Raw genomic sequence first — 23,084 nt, forward strand, 5'->3', positions numbered from 1 at the left:
CTCAGAGGGAAGTGGTGAGCGCCTGCAGGGCGGCGTCCGGCAGGCGAGCCCCGTGCAGATCGAGCGGGCCGACTTCGCCGAACATGGCGCGCTGGCCGAATACGTCATTGCCGATGCGCAGACGGTCCATCGGTGGTAGGCCAGCGATCCAGGACACAGCGCCGCCAGCTGCGCAGAATGCGACGCCTGAAGCGTCCCATGCGATAGCGGCCTTGAATGGCACTCCAGGCGTTACCGTCGTCAGGACCGGCGTGTTGGTCGTGGTTCCACCGGTGATCGTAAGGCCACGGACCGTGCTGCCATTCGAGTTGTTCTGGATGGATATCCGGTTATTGCCGTTTCCGGGATCCATCGATAGCAGAGCCTGCACGTCCGCTGCGGCAGCCTGGGGAATCATGAAGGTGCCCACCAGCGTTCCCCGCTGCTGCTGGGCTGCGGTAAGCATGAGGGTCGCCGCATCGGCGGCGCGGCTGGCCGCAGCCAGGCTGCCCGCTGGGGGCAGGATCGGCGTCGATGCGAAGCTTCCCAGTTCGGCCTGCGGCACGGCAAGCCGGATCACCTCGTTGCAGACCGTGCCCTGCGCCACGCTGAGCCGGAGGTTGGGCGTGAGATTCGCCGTCGCCGCCTGGTTCATCGTCGCCGACATGACGAAGCGGGTCATCATGCCTGGCAGCATGATGGTGTCGCCGTAGAAACCGGTACCGTTGACGTCGTTATTCGACGCGTCGCGCGGTCGGATGTTCAATGTCGTGACGTAATTGGTCGCGCTGCCAGACATGAGGGCCAGGAACAGGCTGAAGGCCCAGCTCTGGCCGCTGCTCGCCACGATGCCGGCACTCTCGAAGCTGAGCGTCAGCACCGTGGCGGTTGCCGCCGTGCCGGTGATGGCAAGGTCGATATAGGGCAGGCCGCGCCAGTTGCCCGAGCCCAGGATCGTGCGGGTCAGACCATTCCCCGTGCCGCCGAACCCGGTCATGTAGGTCGGCGAGGCGCCACCCTCGAAGCCCGGGTTCCGGATGGCGTTGGTGCGCGCACCTTCGATGAGCAGGCGCCGTGCAGTGCCGGTATGGCGCGGCACGTCCGGCGCCGTCGATGACCAGGACTGGCCATCTGCGCCCAGGCTCATGGCAGAGGAGGCGCGCTGGAAGCTGGCCGAGGCGAGGAGGCCACCCGGGGAGACCAGGCGCAGCGGCCCACCTTCCAGCGTGTGGATGGCCGGTGTCGTGCCCAGCATCAGGGAGCCCCCGCGCCGGTGAGCTGGCAGAGCTTCGTCGTCCCTCCATCCGGGGAGTAGACGAGGAGGCTGGCCACGCCGCCCGCCCGCAGCTTCGTGTAGCCATCCGGATTGACAAGGGGCGAGGAGAAGCCAGTGAGGGTAACCGTCAGATCCGCCCCGCTGCGGTTTACCACCATGCAGGAGAAGCCGCTGCCGGTGGCCGCCCAATCCAGGGACAGCGTCGTGCCGGCACTGGCCACCAGCATCCGTGCGTTATGGGCGGCGAAGGTCAGCGCCGTGGCTGCGGCGACTCCCACCACCGGTATGGTGCGCTGGGTGAAGCTGTTGTCCACGTAGTTGCGCGTGGCCGCCTGCATGGCGGTGCTCGGGTCGGCCGCCAGGGTCAGCGGGCCGGTCAGCGTCACAGCGCCGGAGGCGGCGATCCGCAGCCGTTCCGCCAAGGTGCCGGCCGAGCGGGTTTCGACGATGATCGCGCCCGATTCCGCACCGGCGGCCACGCCTTCGGCCAGGGCTGCAATCCGGCCGAAGGTGACCTCGGATGAAGCGCTATTGTTGCCATTTGCCTCCAGCACGAAAATCCGGTCATTCGCCGCCGGCGTGGTGGAGAGGCGACGCAGGCGCAGGGTGAGGGGCTGCGTCATCCCCGTGCCGCCGAAGGCGAAGGCGGCGTTCGGGTTCAGTGTGGAATCGCCGGCCAGGGCCAGATCGGTGCCGTTGATGCTGATGGAGGCCGCCGCCGTGTCGCCGCTTCCATGCAGACGCAGCATCGCGCCCGCGCTGGCGTTCCGGCGGTGCAGCGCGACGATGCCGTCGCTGCGTGCCGAGACGCGCGTCTCAATCGCGCCGGCCGAGGAGATGGCCGCCAGTTCCGACTGCCCGCCGATGGAGCGGGCGATGCCGACTGCGGAGGCCATGCGGCTGCCGGAGATCTGCAGCTTCTGCAACGCCGCGCTGCTCTGCCCGGTGAAGCTTGCGGTCTTCAGATCGCAGCCGAGGACCTGCAGGCTGTCCGCGCCGTCGGCCAGGTGGATGGCGCCATAGATGTCGCAGCCCAGAAGTACCAGGCCACCATCCACCAGTTCCACGGAGCGGCCCGCGCCAACAGGCAGCATGACACCCGCGATGGTGTTCTGATCGGCTGCCTGCACATTCACGACCAGCGCGCGGCCCTTGCTGGACCAGAAGCCGCCATACCACTTGTTGCGATTGGCCAGGCCCGAGATTTGCACGCCGATCGTGGTGGGGTCCACGATACCACCATCAAGGCCGCAATTCACGAACTGGCCGGAATGCGTCTGGTCATCCAGGTGCCAGCCAATGTCGTGGCCATATTCGAAGCAGTTGACGAAATTCGGCATATCGGCGTCGTAGATGTGGAAGGCCTTGCCGCGGCGGTGGTTGACCACGGGATCGACTGAGCCGCCGCTGGTATAGGTGCCGGAGAAGGCGCTGCCGGCCAGATCGAGCGTCGTCGTGCCGGGCACGGCGGCCACGGTGAAGCGTCCGTTCGCAGCCGTGACGCCACCCACGCCGCTGACCACCACCACATCGCCCGCCTTCAGCACATGCGCGGTGCTGGTGGTGAGGCGGATGAGGCCGGAGCCGTTATTGGCGCAGCCGCTGACGGTGTAGGTCGTGCCGGTGAAGCTGCGGCTCGTGGTGGCCAGCGGGTGCCAATTGATGCGCTCGTTATGCGCGATGTCGTAGGACTTGCCGAGATAGAGGCCGTTGGTGCAATCCCCGAGCACGTCACGGATGCGCGTGCGGCTGGACCCGTCGCTGCGGATGCCCCAGGCGAAGCCGATGATCAGCAACCCGCGCACGGAAGCATCAGTGGCATTGGTGCTGCTGCTGCCAGTGGTGCCGTCGCCGATGCTGACTGCAGTGCCGGCGAAAGCGGCGGCGGCATCCAGCGCCTGGCGCAGCGTGGCGGGCGTGGTGAAGCCCTTGCGCAGGATGGCCATCTGCTCCAGCGCCGCATTGCGCCGCAGCCGGATGGTGCGGGCGGAATTCAGTAACAGGCAGTAGGGCAGGGCAGCGAAATTGCCGTCCACGCGCCAGCCGCCCGGATCGCTACCGCCCTGGAGCGTGACATTGGCGGGGATCACCAGATCGGCGCTGTCGATGAGGTAGCGGCGCGGGCCGACCAGCACCACGCCACCCCCCGCCGAGGCTGCGGCGTTCAGCGCGGCCTGGATGGCGGCGGTATCGTCGGTCGTGCCATTGCCCACTGCGCCGTAGTCGCGGACATGCAGCGGCCGGTCAGCCATGATGCTGGTGCGGATCTGGCCATAGGTGGTCCGCCGCGTCTCCGCAGCTCCCCCTATCCCCTGCACGAAGGGCGCAATATCGGTGTCGGAGAGGGAGGAGGCGGGCGGAAGATCGCTGATCTTGCTGTCGGGCATCGGCGCGGGCAGCTCCGTTGAGGGGGGGGCGGAAGGCGTTGGGGCGGGGAGGGGGCGCTACAGGATCAGGCGGCCGCCAGCTTCCAGCAGGAGGCTCATCCCGCTCTCGATCAGCAGCGCGAAGGCGGCGAGCACGACGAAGCTGGGAGAGATCTGCACGACCAGCGGATCGGCCTCGTCCTCGACCTTCAGCCGGTAGCCGTTGCCGGGGATGGGGGCGGTGAAGGTCGCGCTGGCGCTGCCTGCGGAAACGGCGGCGCTGGTTGGGCCGAGCACGACGGTGCCCGCCGCATCCAGCACGCTGAATTTGAGGCTGGTGACGGCGCCAGACGCCGCGGCCTGGACGGTGAATGTCTCGCCCTGGTTCACCCCAGCGGGGATCGCGCCAAGGGCGACGCTGCGTGCCACGGCGGTTGCGGTCAGGTCCGCGTCGAAATCGAGCGACCCCGCCCCGGTCAGGCGCAGTGGTGAGGAGGTGGCATCGATGACGATGCCGTTGCCGACCTCCGCGTTGCTGCGCACGGGCAGTATGGCGGTGGCGTCGGCCGCCTGCAGCACGATCATGTGACCCGGCAGCAGGCGGTTGCCGGCCGCGGCGAAATAGCCGGCCGAAAGCACGGTGGCCCGCGTATCGGTGGTCTTGTAGAGCCAGAGGGTGAAGCTGTCCGCCGCGATCAGCGGAAGCAGGTTGCTGGCGATGTAGGGCATGCGGGCATGGCTCCTGCAGAACGGGCGGGGCTGGCGGGTGGAGAGAGGCGGGGCGAACGCGAAAAGCCCCGCACCGGCGGGGCCGGGCGGGGCTTCGGATTCGGGCTGTGGTTTGGCGGCGGGCGCAGCTGGCCCGTTGATGCAGCGGGAGCTACAGGACGGCTACCCTTATGTCAAGAAAGACTTCCTATATTGCACCAGAAAAGATGCCCAGGCTGTGCATCGCCGCCTGCACCATGGCCTCTTCTGCCTTCGGTGATTCCACCACAGGCCGGCAGGGGCTAGGGAACAGGCATGAGATCTTTCCGCTCCCTGCTGCTCGCCCTGACCGCGGCGGCGCTCCTGACCCTGCCCACGGCCGCGCAGGAGCCGGTGCTGAACGTCTATAACTGGACCGACTACATCGATCCCCAGGCGATCGAGGGCTTCCAGCGGGAAACCGGCATCCGTGTGCGCTACGACGTCTTCGACAGCCTGGAGACGCTGGAGGGCAAGCTCTCCGCCGGCCGATCCGGCTATGACGTGATCGTGCCGACCAGTGAGCCGAGCTTCGCCCGCCTGGTGCGAGCGGGGGCGTTGCGCACGCTGGATCGCGGGCAGATCCCGAATTGGGGCAACCAGGATCCGGCGCTGCTGGCGCAGGTGGCGCGAAGCGATCCTGGCAACACACATGGCGCCATCTATCTCTGGGGCACGATCGGCCTGGGGCTTCGGCCTGACCGGATCCGCGCCGTCGCGCCCGATGCACCGCTGGACAGCCTGGACCTGCTGCTGAAGCCGGAGAATGCGAGCCGGATCGCGCGCTGCGGCATCGCCATCATGGACAGCGGCATCGACGTCATTCCTTCCGTGCTGCGCTGGCTGGGCAAGGACCCCAACAGCGCCGACGCCGCCGATATGCGTGCGGCGGAACAGGCGCTCCTGGCCATCCGGCCGCATATGCGCGCCATCATCTCCTCCGCCGCCATCACCGACGCGCTGGCCCAAGGGGAATACTGCGCCGTGCTGACCTATTCCGGCGACGTGGTGCAGGCGCAGACACGCGCACGCGCGGCGGGACGAGACCAGGGCCTGACCTATGTCCAGCCAAAGGAAGGCGCGCAGCTCTGGTTCGACATGCTGGCCATTCCCGCCGATGCGCCGAACCCTGTGGCCGCGCAGAAGTTCATCGACTACATGCTGCGGCCGGAGGTGATCGCGGGCGTGACGAACCAGGTGCGCTATCCCAATGCCGTCCCGGCCTCCCGTCCGCATCTGAGTGCCGAGGTGGCGGCGGACCCGAATGTCTATCCGCCACCCGAGGCCATTGCGCGCAGCTTTGCCGTCTCTGCCCCCGGCCCTGTGGCGGAGCGCGCGCGTTCCCGCTCCTGGTCTCGCTTCAAGGCCGGCCGTTGAGCCCACGTCTTTCCCTGCGCGGCATTACGCGCCGCTTCGGTTCCATGACGGCGCTGGATGGCGTCTCGCTCGATGTGGCGGCGGGCGAGTTCCTGGCGCTGCTCGGGGGCTCGGGTTCCGGCAAGTCCACGCTGCTGCGCGTGGTGGCGGGCTTCGAAGTGCCGGATTCCGGAACCATGTATCTGGACGGCGCCGACCTGGCCGGCGTGCCGCCGCACCGGCGGCCGGTGAACATGATGTTCCAGTCCTACGCGCTGTTCCCGCATATGACCGTGGCGGCGAATATCGGCTACGGCCTGCGGCGCGAGGGACGCCCGCGCGCGGAGATCGCCGACCGCGTCGCCCAGGCCATCGCCATGCTGCGGCTGGAGGGGATGGAATCCCGCCGGCCTCACGCGCTCTCCGGCGGCCAGCGCCAGCGCGTGGCCCTGGCCCGCGCCCTGGTGAAGCGCCCCCGCCTGTTGCTGCTGGACGAGCCGCTCGGCGCCCTCGACGCCAATCTGCGCGAACGAACGGGCTTCGAGCTGCGTGCCATTCAGCGGGAGAGCGGCGCGGCGTTTATCATGGTCACGCATGACCAGGCCGAGGCGCTGGCCCTGGCCGACCGCGTGGCCGTGATGGATCACGGCAGGCTGGTGCAACTGGGCGCCCCGCGGGAGGTCTATGACCGCCCGGCGACCCGCTTCGTCGCCCAGTTCCTTGGCGCCGCGAATGTGCTGGAGGGCACCCGCACCCCAGATGGCGCGCTGGACTGCCCCACCGCGGCCTGCACGCTGCGCGCGGAACTGCCGTTGCCGGAGGGCGCGGCGGCTGTCGCCCTGCGGCCGGAGCGTATCCGGCTCGGCCCCGCCATCGGCGACAACACCGCCGCCGGAACGGTGGAGGAGGCAGCGTTCCGCGGCGAGAGCAGCCTCATCCTCGTGCGCCTGGCCGGCGGCGCCACGCTGCGCGTCTCCCATGCCGAGGAGGACGGAGCCCCGCCCCCACGCGGCGCCGAAGTGCGCCTGAGTTGGGACGCCGACGCGGTCGTGCCGCTGCACGGATGAGGATCGCGCTCCGATTCCTTCCCGGCCTCTGGCTCGCCCTGCTGGTGGCGGTGCCTTTGGTGCTGGTGGGCATCATCGCCCTCTCCTGGCAGGCGGAGGGCGTGCCTCCTTATGCGCCGCCCTGGGCAGGGGAGGGGATCAACCCCGATAATCTCCGCCTGCTGACCGAGGACCCCTATTACCGGGACTCACTCCTTCAATCCCTGGCCGTCGCCGCCCTTACCGCCGCTCTTTGCCTGCTCATCGCCGCCCCGATGGGCATTGCCATCGCCCGCGCCGGCCGGGGGCGGGATGCCTTGCTCGCCGCCGTGCTGCTGCCCTTCTGGACCGGCTTCCTGATCCGCATCGGCGCCTGGATCGGGCTGCTGCGTGACGAGGGCTGGATCAACGGCATCCTTCGTGCCCTCGGATGGACCGATCAGCCGCTACCGCTGCTCTACACGCACGGCGCCATGCTGCTGGGCATGGTTCATGCCTATCTGCCCTTCGCTGTGCTGCCGGTCTTCGCCGCCGCCACCAGGCTGGACCCGGTGCTGGAACAGGCGGCGGCTGATCTCGGCGCCACGCCAGGCCGGGCCTTCATCAGCATCACCCTGCCGCAGCTCTTCCCTGCCCTGGCCGCCGCCTTCCTGCTCGTCTTCATCCCGGCGGCAGGGGAATACGTGATCCCGGAGCTGCTCGGCCCACCCGAGGCAACCCTGGTCGGCCGCGTTCTGTTCCAGGAATTCTTCCAGAACCGCGACTGGCCCGTGGCCTCCGCCCTGGCGGTGGCGCTGCTCGCCCTGCTGATCGGCCCGATCATCCTGTTCCAGCGCCTGGGGCGCGACGCATGACGCCGCGCTGGGTCAGGGCCACGATGTGGGCCGGGATCGCCTTCCTCTGGCTGCCCGTGGCCCTGCTCGTCGCCTATGCCTTCTCGGCGGACCCGGTGCCCTTCCGCTGGGGTGGTTTCTCCTTGCGCTGGTTCTCCGCCCTGGCCGCGAATGAAAGACTGCTGGAGGCCGCCTGGCTTTCCCTTCGCGTCGCCGCCGGTTCCGCCACTCTCTCGGTGCTGCTGGGCGGCACCACCGGTTGGGTGCTGGCCCGCCACGGTCGCTTCGCTGGCCGCGCCGCGCTGGGCGCCCTGGCTGGCGCGCCGCTGGTCCTGCCCGAGGTGGTGACGGGCCTCTCCCTCCTCCTTCTCTTCGTCGCCCTGGAAGGCGCCACCGGCTGGCCCGCCGGCCGGGGCGCCCTGACCGTCCTGCTGGCCCATGCAACCCTTGGCACCGCCTATGTCGCAGTGGTCGTCCAGTCCCGCCTCGCCGCCCGGGACCGGGATCTCGAGGAAGCCGCCCTGGACCTCGGCGCCAGCCCGGCCACGGCCTTTGCCACGGTCACCCTGCCCCTGATGCTCCCGGCCCTGGTTGCCGGCTGGCTCCTGGCCTTCACCCTCTCGCTCGATGATGTGGTGCTGGCCTCGTTCACGTCGGGACCGGCCGGCACCACCCTGCCAGTCGCCCTCTTCTCCATGCTGCGCTTGGGCATGACACCCGAGGTGAACGCCCTGGCGACCCTTTTGCTGGCCGCGGCCGGTCTCGCCCTGGCCCTGATGGGCCTGTTGTTGCGGCGGCGGGACTGAAATGCACATTCCGGCGGTTTCGCCGCGCGCCCAAGGGAGCTAGGTTCCGACCCCTCCGCCAAACCCGGAAGCCCAGGAACGATGTCCCTCACTGCCGAGCGCCTGAACAAGATCTCCCCGTCCCAGACCATCGCCATCTCCACCAAGGCGCGCGAGATGAAGGCGGCGGGGCGGGATATCATCAGCCTCTCGGCCGGCGAGCCGGATTTTCCCACACCGGGCAACATCAAGCAGGCCGCTATCCGCGCGATCGAGGAGGGCCAGACCCTCTACACCGACGTCTCCGGCACGCCCGCGCTGCGCAAGGCCGTGGCCGCCAAGTTCAAGCGTGACAACAATCTCGACTACAAGCCGGAGGAGATCATCGTCTCTACCGGCGGCAAGCAGGTGATCTTCAACGCGATGGTCGCGACGCTCGACAAGGGCGACGAGGTGATCATCCCCGCCCCGTGCTGGGTCTCCTACCCCGACATCGTCTCGCTGGCTGACGGCACGCCGGTGACCATTCCCGCCGGCCCCAACCAGGGCTTCAAGATCACGGCCGAGCAGCTTGAGGCCGCGATCACGCCGAAGACCAAGTGGCTGATGCTCAACAACCCGTGCAATCCCACGGGTGCGGCCTATACGGCCGAGGAGCTGAAGGCGCTGACCGACGTGCTGCTGCGCCACCCGCATGTCTGGATCTTCACCGACGACATCTATGAGAAGCTCGTCTATGGCGGCTTCAACTTCGCGACCGTCGTTGAGGTCGAGCCGCGCCTGCGGGACCGCACCGTGACGATGAACGGCTGCTCCAAGGCCTATGCCATGACCGGCTGGCGCATCGGCTTCGCCGGCGCCCCGGCCGCGCTGACCAAGGCGATGGACAAGCTGCAGAGCCAGTCCACCTCCAACACTTCCTCCATCTCCCAGGCCGCCGCCGTCGAGGCGCTGAACGGCCCGCAGGAGACGGTGGAGGAAATGCGCCAGGCTTTCGAGCGCCGCCGCGACCTCGTCGTCTCCATGCTGAACGAGGCGCCGGGCATCCACTGCAACACGCCGGAAGGCGCCTTCTACGTCTTCCCTTCGGTCCAGGGCTGCCTCGGCAAGACCACGGCCGGCGGCAAGAGGCTGGAGACGGACGAGGATTTCGTCCTGGCGCTGCTGGAGGAAGAGGGCGTCGCCACCGTGCATGGCTCGGCCTTCCTCTTCCCTGGCTATATGCGCATCTCCTACGCGGCCTCTGATGAGTCCCTGAAGGAAGCCTGCGCCCGCATCCAGCGCTTCTGCCAGGGCCTGCACTGAGCCCGGACTGATCGAACCCGGGGCGCGACGCCCCGGGCCTTACGGCGTCAGCCCATGCTGACGCCGTACTGGGCGCAGATCACCACGATCTCCGGCGGTGTCAGCCCATCGGGCGCTGCGCGCCCCGCCCGGTCGAAATGCCGGAACATCTCCAGGCTTTGCAGACCGGGGCGGGACATCACGAGAAAGCGGACCATCTCCGCCGTGTCATTGCGGAACCCGTGGCGCGACCCGGCCGGAAGCTGCGCCGTGGCGCCCTGCCCGATGCGCCGCTCACCGGATGCACCGAACACCGTCAACTCGCCCTCCAGCACGAAAAACACCTCGTCATCCTCCGCATGACGATGGGGCGGCACGAGGAAGCCCGGCGGAATCACATGTTCCCCCAGGAACAACCCGTGCAGGACCGGGTCGGCCTTCATGACCATTCTGGCACCGAACACCTCCAGCACCTCGCCCGCGCCGGCCTCCAGCGTGCCGACATCCTTCTCCGTTGTCTCCAGCATGTGTCCTCCGCTCCTCGATAGGGTCTCTGCCCGGCGCTATCTTCCGGCGTCGTCCCTGGGCCCGGGAGCCGGTCCTTGTGGACATTCCGTTCGCCCTGGTGAACAATGTCACCATGCGGGCCTTTCTGGGCATCGAAGCCTTCATCCGGGTGGTGGAGACGGGCAGCATCACCGCCGCTGCCGAGCGCCTTCAGACCGCCAAATCCTCGGTGAGCGAAACGGTGCGCGCGCTGGAGGAACGGCTTGGCGTGCGGCTGCTGGACCGCAGCACGCGCCGGGTGCAGCCCACCGAGGCCGGGCGCGCCTTCTATCTCCGGTGCCGTCGGCTTTTGCAGGAGGAGGAGGCCGCGCGGCTGGAGGTCCAGGCCTGGCAGCAGGCCCCGTCCGGGCGCCTGCGGATCGCAGCGCCGGAATGCTTCGTCTCCCGCCACCTCATGCCGGGTCTTCCCGCCTTCCTTTTGGCCCATCCGGCGATCGAGATCGAGTTCGTCGAGGCAGCCACATCCGTCAAGCTGGTGGAGAACGGCTTCGATCTTGCAATCCGCGTCACGGAAGCGCCGGCGCCGGGTCTCGTCGTGCGCCGGCTGGCCACCTCGCGCGTCCTCATCGTCGCCTCCCCTGGCTATCTCGCGCAGCAGGGCCTTCCAGCAGTACCGCAGGATGTGGCGCGGCACCGCTGCATCGGCTTCTCTCCGCTTCCCTGGCGGGAGAGCTGGCGCCTGGGGAACGAGGTCGTGGCGGTTCGGCCCGTGCTGCTGACCGACAATGCGGAATCCCTACGCGCCGCCGCCCTGGCCGGCATCGGCCTGGCCGCCCTGCCGGACTGGGCCGTGGCGGACGCGCTCGCCTCCGGCCAGTTGCAGCGCGTGCTACCGGATTGCGAGACGCCCGTGAGCGGCATCTTCGCCGTCTATCCCACGAACCGCCTCATGGCGCCGAAGGTGCGGGCCTTCGTGGATCATGTGGCCATCATGCTGCGCGACCACGGCCTTCCGGCCTGACGGCGGATGCACGGCCAGCCCTGCCAGCCCCCCAGCGGAACGAGCACCGGAGGGCCGCGTGCCCGCAGGGTTGGCACCACTTCCCCCCGGGCCTAGTTTCCGGCCCGAACGACCTGCCACCAATGGAACTGCCCAATGCCCGCCCTCGCCCAGAGGCTGCAGGAGATTTTCGTCTCCGGCTCCACCCGCATGTCCATCCGCGCACGCGAGCTGCGCGAGGCCGGCCACAAGGTCATCAGCCTGACGGTCGGCGAGCCCGACTTCGCCACCCCGCCCCATGCGATTGAGGCCGCACACGAGGCCGCCCTGGCCGGCAAGACCAAATACCCGCCCAATGATGGTTGGCCCGAGCTGAAGGCCGCCGTGCAACGCAAGTTCAAGCGTGAGAACGGCCTGGACTACACGCTGGACGAGATCATTGTCGCCAATGGCGGCAAGCAGATCATCCTCGACGCCATGCTGGCCACCGTGGACAAGGGTGACGAGATCGTCATTCCCACGCCCTTCTGGTCCGCCTATGCGGATATCGGGAAGCTCTCCGGCGGCGTGCCCGTGCTGGTGCCCTGCCCACAGAACAACGGCTTCAAGCTGCGCCCGGAGGATCTGGACGCCGCCATCACCCCGAAGACGAAGTGGGTGGTGCTGAACTTTCCGAACAACCCTTCCGGCGCGGCGCTGACGCGCGAGGAGGTCGCGGCACTGGCCGCGGTGCTGATGCGCCATCCTCATGTCTGGGTGATGTCGGACGAGATGTATGAGCACATCAGCTATGTCGATACCGGCTTCCACAGCATCGCCGCCGTGGAGCCCGGGCTGAAGGACCGCACCCTCACCGTCAGCGGCGCCTCCAAGACCTATGCGATGACGGGCTGGCGCGTCGGCTTCGGCGGCGGCCCGCGTGCGCTGGTCAAGGCGATGACGAATATGCAGAGCCAGACGACGAACGGCATCGCCACCGTGTCCCAGGCCGCGACGATTGCCGCCCTCGACGGCCCGCAGGATCTGGTGGAGGAGCGTCGCCGCATCTATCGCGAGCGCCGCGACCTCGTCGTCTCCATGCTGAACGAGGCGCCGGGCCTACAATGTCACAAGCCCGAGGGCGCCTTCTACGTCTATCCCAGCGTCGCCGGCTGCCTTGGCAGGACCAGCGCCGGCGGCCGGAAGCTGGAGACGGACGAGGACGTCGCCATGGCCCTGCTGGAGGAGAACCATGTCGCCACAGTTTCCGGCACCGCCTACAGCATGAGCCCCTATATCCGCCTCTCCTACGCGACGGATACGGAGACGTTGCGCGAGGCCTGCGCGCGCATCCAGGATTTCTGCCGGGGCCTGAAATGAGCTTCGCCATCCGCCCCGGCACCGACGCCGATGCGGAGGGCTTCATCAAGCTGATCGGCGACGCATGGGCCGAGTACCCCAACTGCATCCTGGACGTGGATGCGGAGGTTCCCGAACTCCGCGCCCTCGCCACCCATTTCGAGAAGGTCGGCGGCGCCCTCTGGGCTGCGGAGCAGAATGGCGAGCTGGTCGGCATGGTGGCCGCCCGCCCCCTGCGCGACGATGATGAGGCCTGGGAAATCGGCCGCATGTATGTGGCGAAGGCCGCGCGCGGCACTGGGCTCGCCCATGCCCTGCTGGACGGCGCCGAGCGTTATGCCGTGGAGCATGGCGCCAAACGCATGATCCTCTGGACCGACACGCGCTTTGAGGCGGCGCATCGCTTCTACGAGAAGCGCGGCTATGTCCGGGCCGGCTCCATCCGCATTCTCGACGACATCTCGAAGTCGCTGGAATTCCGCTATGCCAAGCCCGCGACGGGCGTGGTCGTGGAAGTATTGGACGCTGCTGCCGCGTCCAGCGCGGAGCGGCGCCTGGCGGAGATCCTGGTCGCCTGCGTGGAAGCCGGCGCCTCGGTGAATTACCTGCCACCGCTCTCGCGTGAGGTCGCGCGTGCCTTCTGGCGCGGCGTTTCCGCCGATGTCGCGACAGGTAGCCGGGTTCTCCTGGGCGCCTGGTGCGACGGGCAACTCGCCGGCACCGTCCATCTCGCCCTGGCCGCGCAGCCCAACGCGCCCCATCGCGCCGAGGTCTCGAAGCTGCTGGTCGACCCAGCCTTCCGCCGCCGGGGAATCGGCCGCGCGCTCATGCTGCGGGCCGAGCAGACGGCGCGGGGCATCGGCCGAAAGCTCCTGGTGCTCGACACCGAGGCGGGCAGCGATGGCGAGCGCCTTTACCGTAGCCTCGGCTGGCAGGCGGCCGGCATCATCCCGGGCTATGCCGTGGCTGCCCATGGCAGCCCTGTGGACACGGTGATCTTCTGGAAGCGACCCTGATGATCTCGCCGGACTGGTGCCGCATGATGGCAGCCTACAATGCCGAGATGAACCGGCGGGTCTATGCCGCCGCATCCCGCCTGTCCGACGAGGCACGACGGCAGGAGCGGGGCGCCTTCTTCGGTAGCCTGCACGGCACGCTGAACCACCTGCTCTGGGGCGACATGCAGTGGATGTCGCGCTTCGATGGCGGCGAGAAGCCGCCCGTGGGCGGCGGCCAAGCCAGCAAATCCATGATGGCCGATTTCGAGACCTTGGCCACCAAGCGTATGGAGATGGACGCCCGGATCACCGACTGGGCCGCCCGCCTGACTCCCGAATGGCTGGACGGCGGCCTGACTTGGTACAGCGGTGCCGCCAAGCGTGAGGTGACCAAGCCGCGGGCCCTACTGGTGACGCATTTCTTCAATCACCAGACGCATCACCGCGGTCAGGCCCATGCCCTGATCACCGCCGCCGGCGAGGACACCGGCGACACGGATCTTTTCCTGGTGCTTGACCCGGCCTGACCTATTCAGTCCAGGGCGATGTTCAACTCCTGGACCTTCTGTTTCCAGAAGGCGCTCTCCTCGCGGATGGCGGCGGCGAAGCTGGCGCGCGGCTTTTCCCCTACCACCTCCATCCCGTCCAGACGCATGCGTTCGATGAAGCGCGGCTGGCCCATGGCGCGCTTGGCTGCCGCCTCATAGCGGTCCAGCAGCTCTGGCGGCGTGCCCGTTGGCGCGAAGATGCCGTTCCAGGCGTCGATGGTGATCGCGGGGTATCCCGCCTCCCGGAAGGTCGGCACATTCGGCAGCTGTTCCACCCGCTTCGCCCCTGTCACGGCCAGGGCCCGCAGGCGCCCGTCCCTCACCAGCGGCAGCGCGGGGGTGACGGAGCTGACATTCAGCTCCACGCGCCCGGCGATCGTGTCCAGCAGGCTCGGCCCGGTGCCGCGATAGGCGGCATGCTCCATCCGCACGCCGATCGCCTCGGCAAAGAGGAGTGCGGCGAGGTGATTATTGCTGCCGACGCCGCTGGAGGCATAGGTCATGCTGCCCTGCGGGCGCGACTTCGCGAGCTCCACCAGTTCGGCCAGCGTCGTCACGCCCAGCTCCGGTGGAACCACCAGGACATACTGATAGGTGGCGAGCTGCGCGACCGGCGTCAGCGCCGCCACGAGATCCACACGGTCCCCACGCTGCAGATGCGGATTCACCACGATGTTGGTGTTCACGGCGAAAAGCAGCGTCTGCCCATCCGGCCGTGCCTGCGCCGCCGCCATGGCGCCCACATGCCCGGCCGCACCGCCCCGATTCTCGATAACGATGGCCTGCCCGCCAAGCTCCTGGCTGAACACGCTGGCGAAATCCCGGGCCACGGGATCCGAGGCCCCGCCGGGAGCATAGGGCACTATCAGCGTAATGGGACGCGCGGCACCCTGTGCGCGCCCCGCGCCGGGCCGCGCGGCGGCCAGGATCAGCGGGAGGCCGAGCGCAGCGCGGCGCCTGAGCCCGATTTCTTCCGCTTCCGTCCTGTCTGCCATGGCGTTTCCTCCCTGTTATTTCCGGGCCGCCCGCTTGCCGGGGCGTTGCCAGTCTTCTGGCAGGCGCACCGTGAGCGGGACCCGGCACAACAGGATGAAGATTCGCACAGGGGCGCGAAAGGTCCCGTAAGCGGGCCGGTCAGCCCGTCCCGCTTACGGAAGCGTCAGCTCAGCTACGCTCCAGCAGCTCCACCCGCACATTCTCCGGCCCCTCGATGAAGGCGATCCGGGTGGTCGGGTTCGGGTTGTTCGGCTCCATCACGATCCGCACGCCCTTGCCACGCAGCTCCTCGACAATGGCGTCGATGCCCTTCACCGCCAGTGCCAGATGCTCGATGCCCATGAAGGGGGCGGGGGGCGGTGACGGGGTGTTGGGCGGCACGCGCTCGATGAACAGGTTCAGCCCGCCGAAATCCAGTATCACGCGCAGGCTGTTTGGCCCCTCCAGCCGCCGAACCTGCTTCGCCTCCAGCATTTCGACGAACCAGGCCCCGGTCGCGTCGGGATCGGGGCTGCGGAGATGCACATGGTCGAAGGCGAAGCGGGTCACGGATGTTTCCTCAGCGAAGGACGTTCACTCCGCCACTACCACCCACATAGGGACCGCGCGAGCCCTCACGCTGCTCGCAGGCGGCCAGACCCAGCACGGCCAGGAGCACGACCGCGATGCGGATCATACCGGCTGCCCCCCATGGTTCGGCAGGTCGTTCAGATGGCAACGGCTCTTATGCCCTGGCGCGACCTCCTTCAGCGCCGGGATCTCCGCCCGGCAGCGGTCAAAGGCATGCGGACAGCGCGGGTGGAAATGGCAGCCCGAAGGCGGGTTGAGCGGGGAGGGAATTTCCCCCTGCACCGTCGCGAAGGCCTTCTTGCGCGCCTCGATCCGCGGCACGGCCGCGAGAAGGGACTGGGTATAGGGATGGTTCGCGCGGGCGAAGACCGTCTCGGTCGGTGCCTCCTCCACCACGCGGCCCAGATACATGATCACCACCCGGTCGCTCAGGTGTTCCACCACGCCCAGGTCGTGCGAGATGAAGAGGTAGGTAAGATTCAGCTCCTGCCGGAGCTTCATGAACAGGTTCAGGATCTGCGCCTGGATAGACACGTCCAGCGCGGCGACCGATTCGTCGCAGACCAGGAATTCCGGCTGCACGGCAAGCGCCCGCGCGATGCCGATGCGCTGCCGCTGTCCGCCCGAGAACTGGTGGGGGTAACGGACCTTGAACGCGGGATCGAGCCCCGCGCGGCGCATCTGGTCATCGACATAGGCGCCGAGTTCGGATCGCGTCGTCAGCCCATGGAACAGCGGCGCCTCGCCGATGATCTCCGCGACCTTCAGCCGTGGATTCAGCGATGACATCGGATCCTGGAAGATCATCTGCGCCTGCAGGGTGGCGGCACGGGCTTCCTTCCCGTGCATCCCCGTACGGTCCTTCCCCTTCCAAAGGATGGTTCCGTCCGAGGGGGGCATGATGCCGGCCACCATGCGGCCGAGGGTGGACTTCCCGCAGCCGGATTCGCCGACCAGCCCGACCACCTCGCCGCGGCGGATGGTCAGGTCCACCTTGTCCACGGCATGCACCACCTCATCGCGGAGGGGGGCGCCGAGCTTGGCCAGGATCTTCCCGGCGAAGTCCAGCCGCTTGGCGAAGCGGCGGGAAACGCCCACCACCTCGATGATCTTGTCCGCGCTAGGCCTCGCGGCGGGCGGCACCGCGGCCGGGGCATTCATTGTCACGCTCATGCGGCCACTCCCGCATTCTCAAGATGGGGCCGGAAGCAGCGCGCCTCATGGGCGGGCAGGATCTCGGCCATGGGCGGGGGCTGCCGGCAAACTTCCGCCGCACGCGGGCAGCGGGTCTGGAAGGGGCAGCCCGGCGGCAGGCTCAGCAGGGAAGGGGTCGTGCCCGGGATCTGCCGCAGCGGCTCCCCCCGCTTGTTGCGGCTGGGCACGGAGCCTAGCAGCCCGTGGGTATAGGGGTGCAGCGGATGGTCCAGCACGTCCTCCACCGCTCCGTATTCGGCGATCTCGCCCGCATACATGACGGCGATATCGTCCGCGAGGCCGGCCACGACCGAGAGGTCGTGGGTGATCCAGATGATGGCGGTGCCAGTGGTCGCCGCAAGCTTCTGCACTTCGGCCAGGATCTGCCCCTGGATCGTCACGTCCAGCGCCGTCGTCGGCTCGTCCGCCACGATCAGTTCGGGCTGGTGCAGCAGGGCGATGGCAATGGCCACACGCTGCCGCATACCGCCCGAGAACTGGTGCGGGTAGGCCTTCAGCCGCTCATCCGGGGAAGGGATGCCGACCATGCCCAGCGTATCGCGGGCGCGTTGGCGGGCGTCCTCCCGGCTGATCTTGGTATGGGCCTGCATCGTCTCGATCATCTGCGTGTCGATGCGCAGGACCGGATTCAGCGTCATCATCGGGTCCTGGAAGATCATGGCGATCCGGTTGCCCCGGAGCTGCCGCATCTCTTCCTCGGACGCCTTCACAAGGTCCCGGCCGCCGAACAGGATCTCGCCGCCGGTGATCCGCCCGGGCTCATCGACCAGGCGCATGATGGAGAAGCCGGTCACGGTCTTGCCTGAGCCGGATTCCCCCACCAGCCCGAGCACCTTGCCGCGCCCGACATTGAAGGAGACGTCGTTGACTGCCGGCACCACGCCGGCCCGGGTGAAGAACTTCGTCTGCAGGTTCCGCACCTGCAGGGTGGGGGGCGCCGCCGAGGCGGGGATGCTCGGTTCCACTGTTACTTCTTGAGCCTCGGATTGAGGACGTCGCGCAGATGGTCGCCGACCAGGTTGATCGAGACGATGGTGATCAGCAGCGCGATACCGGGATAGAAGGAAATCCAGTACTTGCCCGAAAGCATGTACTCGTAGCCATTCGCGATCAGCAGCCCCAGCGAGGGTTCCGTGATCGGCACGCCCAGGCCGAGGAAGGAGAGGGTGGCCTCCAGCGCGATGGCGCGGGCGATCTGGATGGTCGCCACCACGATCAGCGGCGGCATGCAGTTCGGCAGCAGGTGGCGGAAGATGATCCGCCGCGTCGGCAGCGCCAGGCACTGGGCGGCCTCGATATACTCCCGCCGCCGCTCCACCAGCGCCGTGCCGCGGACGGTCCGGGCGTAATAGGCCCATTCCACCACGATCAGCGCGATGACGACATTCATGATGCCCTTGCCCAGGAAGGCGAGGATCATCAGGGCCGAAAGGATGGTCGGGAAGGAGAGCTGGAGGTCGACCAGCCGCATGATGAGCGTATCGGTCCGGCCGCCCGCATAGGCCGCGAGCATGCCCAGCGAGGCGCCCACGAAGGCCGCGACGATGGCGGAACCGGCGCCCACGAGCAGACTGATCCGCAGCCCGTACATGATGCCCGAGAGCATGTCGCGCCCCTGGTCATCCGTGCCGAGCCAGTAGGTTATGCTTCCGTCGCCGCTCTGCGACCCCGGTTCCAGCCTACCATCCATGATGTCGAGCTGGGCGAGGTCATAGGGGTTCTGCGGCGCGATCACCGGCGCGAGAATGGCGACCAGCACGATCGCCAGGAAGACGAACAGGGCCCCGAGCGCCAGCTTGCTCTCGGCAAAATCCAGGACAAAGCGGCGCAGCGGCGTCTCGACGCGCGGCGTGGCCTTGGCGGGCGGGGCGGCGGGCGTCGGCCCGGCGGTGGTGGCGCTCATCACTTGCTCTCCAGCCGCACGCGAGGATCAAGCACGGAATAGAGCAGGTCCACGACGAGATTGATGACGATGAACATCAGCACGATGCTCATCAGATACGCAACGATCACGGGCCGATCGAGCACGTTGATGCTGTCGATGATCAGCTTGCCCATGCCTGGCCAGGCGAAGACGCTCTCCGTCACCACCGAGAAGGCGATGGTCGAGCCCAATTCCAGCCCGACCACCGTCACGACGGGGATCAGGATGTTCTTGAACACATGCACGCCGATCACCCGGCGCGGGGAGAGGCCCTTGGCGCGCGCGAACTTCACGAAGTCCATCAGCATGGTCTCCCGTACGCCCGCGCGGGTCAGGCGGATCACCAGGCTGATCTTGAACAGCGCCAGGTTCAGCGCCGGCATTGCCATATGGGCCAGCCCATCCCAGGTCAGGAAGGACCAGCGCATACCCAGCACTTCCACCGTCTCGCCGCGCCCCGTGCTGGGCAGCCAGCCCAGTTGCACCGCGAAAACCATGATGAGCATCAGCCCGACCCAGAAGGTCGGCAGGGAGAAGCCGAGGATGGAGCCGGCCATGATCGTCTTGGCGCCGAGCCCGTTCGGCCGCAGCCCGGCATAGAGGCCCAGAGGCAGCCCGACCAGGATCGCCAGGAAGGTGGCGCCGAAGGCCAGTTCCAGCGTTGCCGGGGCCCGCTGGCCGATCAGCTGCAGCGCCGGCTCGTTGAACACGAAGGACCGGCCGAGATCGCCATGCAACGCCGCGACGAGGAAGGAGAAATACTGCTCCCACAGCGGCTTATCGAGGCCCAGCGCGGCGATCGCCCGCGCACGCTCTGCCTGGTCCGCATCCGGGGAGATCAGGATCTCCACCGGATCGCCAATGGCATAGACGCCGACGAAGACGATGATTGACATCGCCAGCATGACCAGCGCCGCCTGGATCAGCCGGCGCAGAAGGTAAACGCTCATCTCTCGGCTCCTATTGGGCCGGCCGCACGTCCTGCGCGCGTGTCAGCTCATCGGCCCGCGCCTCGTGCTGCAGCCCGCGGCGCATGGCCCAGATGTTCTTCTGGATGTGGATCGGGATGATCCCGACATCATCCATGGCAATGGTGGTTGCCTCGCGCAGAAGCTGCTCGCGCTTGCCGTCATCCAGCGTGCGCAGCGCCTCATCCAGCTTCGCGTCCATCGCCGGGTTGGAATAGCGCCCGCGATTGGAGCCGCCCCAGCCGCGCGGCGGGGTGAAGGTGGCCAGCAGCGAACGCAGCGGGCTGGTCGGCTCGCCGGAGGAGGTACCCCAGCCCACCAGCATCGCGGAAAGCTCCTGCCGTCCCGCGCGCGCCACGAAGGCCGCCCAGGGCTGGCCCTCGACGGAAGTCCGCACGCCGATCCGGGTCCACATCTGCCCGATCGCCTGGATGATCCGGGCGTCGTTCATGTAGCGGTCGTTCGGCCCGCTCAGGGTGATGCGGAAGCCATTGGGATAGCCGGCCTCAGCCAGCAGCTTCTTCGCGCCGTCGAGATCGGCCGGACCCACGCGGCGGTCGGGCAAGGCGCCATAGGCGGTGGGCGGCAGCAGCTGCGTGGAGGGGAGGGAGGCCCCCTCCATCACCCGGTCCGTGATCGCCTGGCGGTCGATCGCCATGGAAAGCGCCCGGCGTACCCGCACATCGCGCAGCGGGTTCCGGCCCAGCGGCTTGCCGTCATTATCGGTGATCAGGGGCGAATCCCCCTCATGCGCGTGGTCCAGCGCCAGGAAGATCAGCCGCAGCCCATTCGCCTCGCTCAGCTGCACGCGGTTGTCGCGGCGCAGCTTGGTGATATCGCTGGTCGGCACCTGGTCGATGAAGTCCACATCCCCCGAGAGCAGCGCCGCCGTGCGGGCCGCGTCATTGGTGATCATGCGGTAGTTCACGCGCTGCCAGGCCGGCTTGGGGCCGAAATAATCCTCGTTGCGCGTGTACTCGATCCGATCGCCGCTGCGGTAGCTGACCATGCGGAACGGGCCAGTGCCAATTGCAAGCTTGCCGGAATTGAAGTCCTCGGTCAGCGGATTGGCGTGCGTCTCGCTGTCCAGCATCTGGATCTGCCCGAGATCGACGGGCAGGAGCGGGTAGGGGCCATTGGTGTGGAAGCGCACCGTCAGCGGGTCCACCACCTCCACGCGCTGGATGGCGCGGGTATAGATCCCGTAGGAGGACGGGCTGTTCGGCACCGTCGGCACCCGGGCGATGGTGAAGGCCACATCCTCGGCCGTGAAGGCATTGCCGTTGTGGAACTTCACGTTGGGACGGAGCTTGAACTCCCAGACATCCTCCGCGACCGGCTTCCAGCTCTCGGCTAGCCGTGGCTGGATGCGAGCCTGGGCGTCGAAGGCGGTCAGGCTGTCGAAAAGCATGTCCGCCACGGCATAGTTCGGCGACAGCGCGTGGTAATGCGGGTCGATCGAGGTGACGGGGGCGCCAACCGCGAGATTGAGTGTTTGCGCCCGGCCAGGCGTGGCCGCGCCAGTCGCCGCGAATGCCGAAAGGGTGGCCGCCAGGGCCACCGACCTCATTGTCTTCATCTAATTCCCCGGATTTCCCGATGGCGCCTTCCCAAAGCGCTTCTAGCAGTCATGCCGAGCTGCCGCTAGTTTGCCACGGACCTGTATTACAATCAGGAGAGCTTCACCTTGACCGCTGCCATTACTCGCCGCCTGTTTGTGTCGGCTCCCGCCGCCATGGCTGCCATCGCCGGCGGCCTCGCCCCCTCTCTTGCGGAGGCCCAGGGCACGCCCGCGCCGGCGGACCGCCCGCTTACCATCGGCATCGGCGGCTCGGTGACCTCGCTGGACCCGCATTTCTACAACGCCGCGCCCAATAACAGCCTGGCGATGCATGTTTTTGACCGGCTCGTGGAGCGCGATGCCGCCAACAAGCCCTATCCCGGCCTTGCCCTGAGCTGGACGCCTGTCAGCGAAACGGTGTGGGAATTCAAGCTGCGCCCTGGCGTGAAGTGGCATGACGGCAAGGACTTCACCGCCGACGACGTGGCCTTCACCATCGAGCGTGTGCCGAATGTCCAGGGCTCACCGGGCGGCTTCGGTGGCTTCATCCGGGCCATCCGTCGTACCGAGGTCGTGGATCCTCTGACGGTGCGTTTCCACACCGCCGCGCCGCACCCGTTGCTGCCGACCGAGCTGGCCGGCGTCGCCGTCATCTCCCGCCATGCGGGCCAGGGCGCCAACCCCGAGGACTACAACTCCCTCAAGGCGGCCATCGGCACCGGCCCCTACAAAGTGGCCTCCTATTCGCCGGGCGATCGGACGGAACTGGTCCGCAACGACGCTTGGTTCGGCCCCAAGCAGCCCTGGAGCCGCGTTTCCTACCGCTTCATCAGCAATGACAGCGGCCGCACCGCTGCCCTGCTGGCCGGGGACGTGGACATGATCGATCAGGTGCCGACCAGCGACCTTGCCAAGCTTCGCCGCGACAACCGCGTGAAGCTGGCCGAGGTGCAGGGTGTCCGCGTGATCTATCTGTTCCCTGACTATTCGCGCGACGGGAACGTGCCCTTCGTCACGGACAACAACGGCCAGCCCCTGCCGAAGAATCCGTTCAAGGACCTCCGGGTCCGCCAGGCACTCTCGATGGCGATCAACCGCGAGGCGATTTGCCGCCAGATCATGGAAGGCACCGCCCAGCCGACGGGCCAATGGCTGCCGCCGGGCTCCTACAGCTACAACCCGGATGTGAAGCCGTCGCCCTACGACCCGAACCGCGCCAAGGCGCTGCTGGCCGAGGCCGGCTATCCCAACGGCTTCAAGCTTACCCTGCACGGCCCGAACGATCGCTACCCGAACGACGCCCGCACGATTCAGGCAGTCGCTCAGATGTGGCAGCGGATCGGCATCCAGACCGAGGTGGAAGCCCTGCCCTGGGCCAGCTTCTCGGTCCGTAACAGCAAGCAGGAATATGCCATCCGCCTGCTCGGCTGGGGCAGCACGACCGGTGAGGCGTCCTATACCCTGGTCAACATCCTCGGGACCTGGAACCCGGCGAAGCGGATGGGTGCCAGCAACAATGGCCGCTACAGCAACCCCGAGCTGGACGCGCTGACCGACCGCGCGGTCGCTACGCTGGACGACAACGAGCGCGAGAAGCTCCTTCAGCAGGCGGTGAAGATGGCCATGGACGACCTCGCCTTCATCCCCCTCCATCAGCTCGTGAATGTCTGGGCGCTGAAGCGCAACCTGAACTACGACGCGCGCGCCGATGAGCGTACGGTCGCGATGGGGGCAAGCCCGGCGGCCTGATCTGAAGGCGGCGCCCCGGTTTTCGGGGCGCCGCCTTC

The 23,084-nt window shown here is 67.9% G+C and carries 21 protein-coding genes; 10 read left to right on the forward strand and 11 right to left on the reverse strand.

Features of this window, described 5'->3' with window-relative positions; all coding sequences use genetic code 11:
- Position 1: 1 nt before the first annotated feature.
- Genes ACO1BU_RS15205 through ACO1BU_RS15215 form a run of 3 tightly spaced genes read right to left on the reverse strand, consistent with a single transcriptional unit; the run spans position 2 to position 4,350 of the window.
- A complete protein-coding gene (locus ACO1BU_RS15205; protein ID WP_424136810.1) occupies positions 2-1,234 on the reverse strand; it encodes a hypothetical protein in 1,233 nt (410 codons plus the stop codon).
- On the reverse strand, positions 1,234-3,642 hold the full coding sequence (locus ACO1BU_RS15210) for a glycosyl hydrolase family 28-related protein (RefSeq protein WP_424136811.1): 2,409 nt from the start codon (positions 3,640-3,642) through the stop codon (positions 1,234-1,236). Before ACO1BU_RS15210 ends, ACO1BU_RS15205 begins: the two co-directional genes overlap by 1 nt.
- Positions 3,643-3,699: 57 nt before the next feature.
- Entirely contained in the window at positions 3,700-4,350 is a 651-nt protein-coding gene (locus ACO1BU_RS15215) for a hypothetical protein (RefSeq protein WP_424136812.1), read from the reverse strand.
- A gap of 294 nt (positions 4,351-4,644) precedes the next feature.
- Between ACO1BU_RS15215 and ACO1BU_RS15220 the strand changes: the two genes are divergently transcribed.
- The 5 genes from ACO1BU_RS15220 (at position 4,645) to ACO1BU_RS15240 (ending at position 9,693) form a co-directional block, all read left to right on the forward strand.
- Positions 4,645-5,745: an extracellular solute-binding protein gene (locus tag ACO1BU_RS15220; protein WP_424136813.1), complete on the forward strand. Its 1,101-nt coding sequence runs from the start codon at positions 4,645-4,647 to the stop codon at positions 5,743-5,745.
- Positions 5,742-6,791, forward strand: coding sequence for an ABC transporter ATP-binding protein (locus ACO1BU_RS15225; protein WP_424136814.1), 1,050 nt, complete (start codon positions 5,742-5,744; stop codon positions 6,789-6,791). Before ACO1BU_RS15220 ends, ACO1BU_RS15225 begins: the two co-directional genes overlap by 4 nt.
- The gene (locus tag ACO1BU_RS15230) at positions 6,788-7,624 is read left to right on the forward strand and encodes an ABC transporter permease (RefSeq protein ID WP_424136815.1); all 837 of its coding nucleotides are present in this window, start codon (positions 6,788-6,790) and stop codon (positions 7,622-7,624) included. The genes ACO1BU_RS15225 and ACO1BU_RS15230 overlap by 4 nt, the downstream gene beginning before the upstream one ends.
- Entirely contained in the window at positions 7,621-8,409 is a 789-nt protein-coding gene (locus ACO1BU_RS15235) for an ABC transporter permease subunit (RefSeq protein ID WP_424136816.1), read from the forward strand. Before ACO1BU_RS15230 ends, ACO1BU_RS15235 begins: the two co-directional genes overlap by 4 nt.
- Positions 8,410-8,490: 81 nt before the next feature.
- The gene (locus ACO1BU_RS15240) at positions 8,491-9,693 is read left to right on the forward strand and encodes a pyridoxal phosphate-dependent aminotransferase (RefSeq protein ID WP_424136817.1); all 1,203 of its coding nucleotides are present in this window, start codon (positions 8,491-8,493) and stop codon (positions 9,691-9,693) included.
- Positions 9,694-9,740: 47 nt separating this feature from the next.
- Here ACO1BU_RS15240 and ACO1BU_RS15245 read toward each other — a convergent pair whose 3' ends face one another.
- Entirely contained in the window at positions 9,741-10,199 is a 459-nt protein-coding gene (locus ACO1BU_RS15245; RefSeq protein ID WP_424136818.1) for a cupin domain-containing protein, read from the reverse strand.
- A 77-nt stretch (positions 10,200-10,276) separates the two neighbouring features.
- Here ACO1BU_RS15245 and ACO1BU_RS15250 point away from each other — a divergent pair, with 77 nt between their 5' ends.
- From ACO1BU_RS15250 to ACO1BU_RS15265, 4 genes are all read left to right on the forward strand, one after another.
- Positions 10,277-11,200 carry a LysR family transcriptional regulator gene (locus ACO1BU_RS15250; protein ID WP_424136819.1) on the forward strand — a complete coding sequence of 308 codons (924 nt, stop codon included), beginning with the start codon at positions 10,277-10,279 and terminating at the stop codon, positions 11,198-11,200.
- Positions 11,201-11,335: 135 nt separating this feature from the next.
- Entirely contained in the window at positions 11,336-12,538 is a 1,203-nt protein-coding gene (locus tag ACO1BU_RS15255) for a pyridoxal phosphate-dependent aminotransferase (RefSeq protein WP_424136820.1), read from the forward strand.
- Positions 12,535-13,533, forward strand: a complete 999-nt coding sequence (locus ACO1BU_RS15260; RefSeq protein ID WP_424136821.1) for a GNAT family N-acetyltransferase — start codon at positions 12,535-12,537, stop codon at positions 13,531-13,533. Before ACO1BU_RS15255 ends, ACO1BU_RS15260 begins: the two co-directional genes overlap by 4 nt.
- On the forward strand, positions 13,533-14,042 hold the full coding sequence (locus ACO1BU_RS15265) for a DinB family protein (RefSeq protein WP_424136822.1): 510 nt from the start codon (positions 13,533-13,535) through the stop codon (positions 14,040-14,042). Before ACO1BU_RS15260 ends, ACO1BU_RS15265 begins: the two co-directional genes overlap by 1 nt.
- 5 nt (positions 14,043-14,047) lie before the next feature.
- Here ACO1BU_RS15265 and ACO1BU_RS15270 read toward each other — a convergent pair whose 3' ends face one another.
- The 7 genes from ACO1BU_RS15270 to ACO1BU_RS15300 all read right to left on the reverse strand — a co-directional run bounded on the left by ACO1BU_RS15270 (position 14,048) and on the right by ACO1BU_RS15300 (position 21,315).
- The gene (locus ACO1BU_RS15270) at positions 14,048-15,058 is read right to left on the reverse strand and encodes a Bug family tripartite tricarboxylate transporter substrate binding protein (protein ID WP_424136823.1); all 1,011 of its coding nucleotides are present in this window, start codon (positions 15,056-15,058) and stop codon (positions 14,048-14,050) included.
- A 169-nt stretch (positions 15,059-15,227) separates the two neighbouring features.
- A complete protein-coding gene (locus ACO1BU_RS15275; protein ID WP_424136824.1) occupies positions 15,228-15,608 on the reverse strand; it encodes a VOC family protein in 381 nt (126 codons plus the stop codon).
- 123 nt (positions 15,609-15,731) lie between these two features.
- Positions 15,732-16,802, reverse strand: coding sequence for an ABC transporter ATP-binding protein (locus tag ACO1BU_RS15280; protein ID WP_424136825.1), 1,071 nt, complete (start codon positions 16,800-16,802; stop codon positions 15,732-15,734).
- Positions 16,799-17,809: an ABC transporter ATP-binding protein gene (locus ACO1BU_RS15285; protein WP_424136826.1), complete on the reverse strand. Its 1,011-nt coding sequence runs from the start codon at positions 17,807-17,809 to the stop codon at positions 16,799-16,801. The genes ACO1BU_RS15280 and ACO1BU_RS15285 overlap by 4 nt, the downstream gene beginning before the upstream one ends.
- A gap of 2 nt (positions 17,810-17,811) precedes the next feature.
- On the reverse strand, positions 17,812-18,747 hold the full coding sequence (locus tag ACO1BU_RS15290) for an ABC transporter permease (RefSeq protein WP_424136827.1): 936 nt from the start codon (positions 18,745-18,747) through the stop codon (positions 17,812-17,814).
- Complete coding sequence (locus ACO1BU_RS15295; RefSeq protein WP_424136828.1) at positions 18,747-19,718, reverse strand: ABC transporter permease; 972 nt, start codon at positions 19,716-19,718, stop codon at positions 18,747-18,749. Before ACO1BU_RS15295 ends, ACO1BU_RS15290 begins: the two co-directional genes overlap by 1 nt.
- A gap of 10 nt (positions 19,719-19,728) precedes the next feature.
- The gene (locus ACO1BU_RS15300; RefSeq protein ID WP_424136829.1) at positions 19,729-21,315 is read right to left on the reverse strand and encodes an ABC transporter substrate-binding protein; all 1,587 of its coding nucleotides are present in this window, start codon (positions 21,313-21,315) and stop codon (positions 19,729-19,731) included.
- Positions 21,316-21,423: 108 nt separating this feature from the next.
- Here ACO1BU_RS15300 and ACO1BU_RS15305 point away from each other — a divergent pair, with 108 nt between their 5' ends.
- Complete coding sequence (locus ACO1BU_RS15305) at positions 21,424-23,046, forward strand: ABC transporter substrate-binding protein (protein ID WP_424136830.1); 1,623 nt, start codon at positions 21,424-21,426, stop codon at positions 23,044-23,046.
- The last annotated feature ends 38 nt before the right edge of the window (positions 23,047-23,084 follow it).

Origin of the sequence: Roseomonas chloroacetimidivorans (assembly GCF_049629625.1) — a bacterium.
GTDB classification, from domain to species: Bacteria; Pseudomonadota; Alphaproteobacteria; order Acetobacterales; family Acetobacteraceae; genus Roseomonas; species Roseomonas chloroacetimidivorans.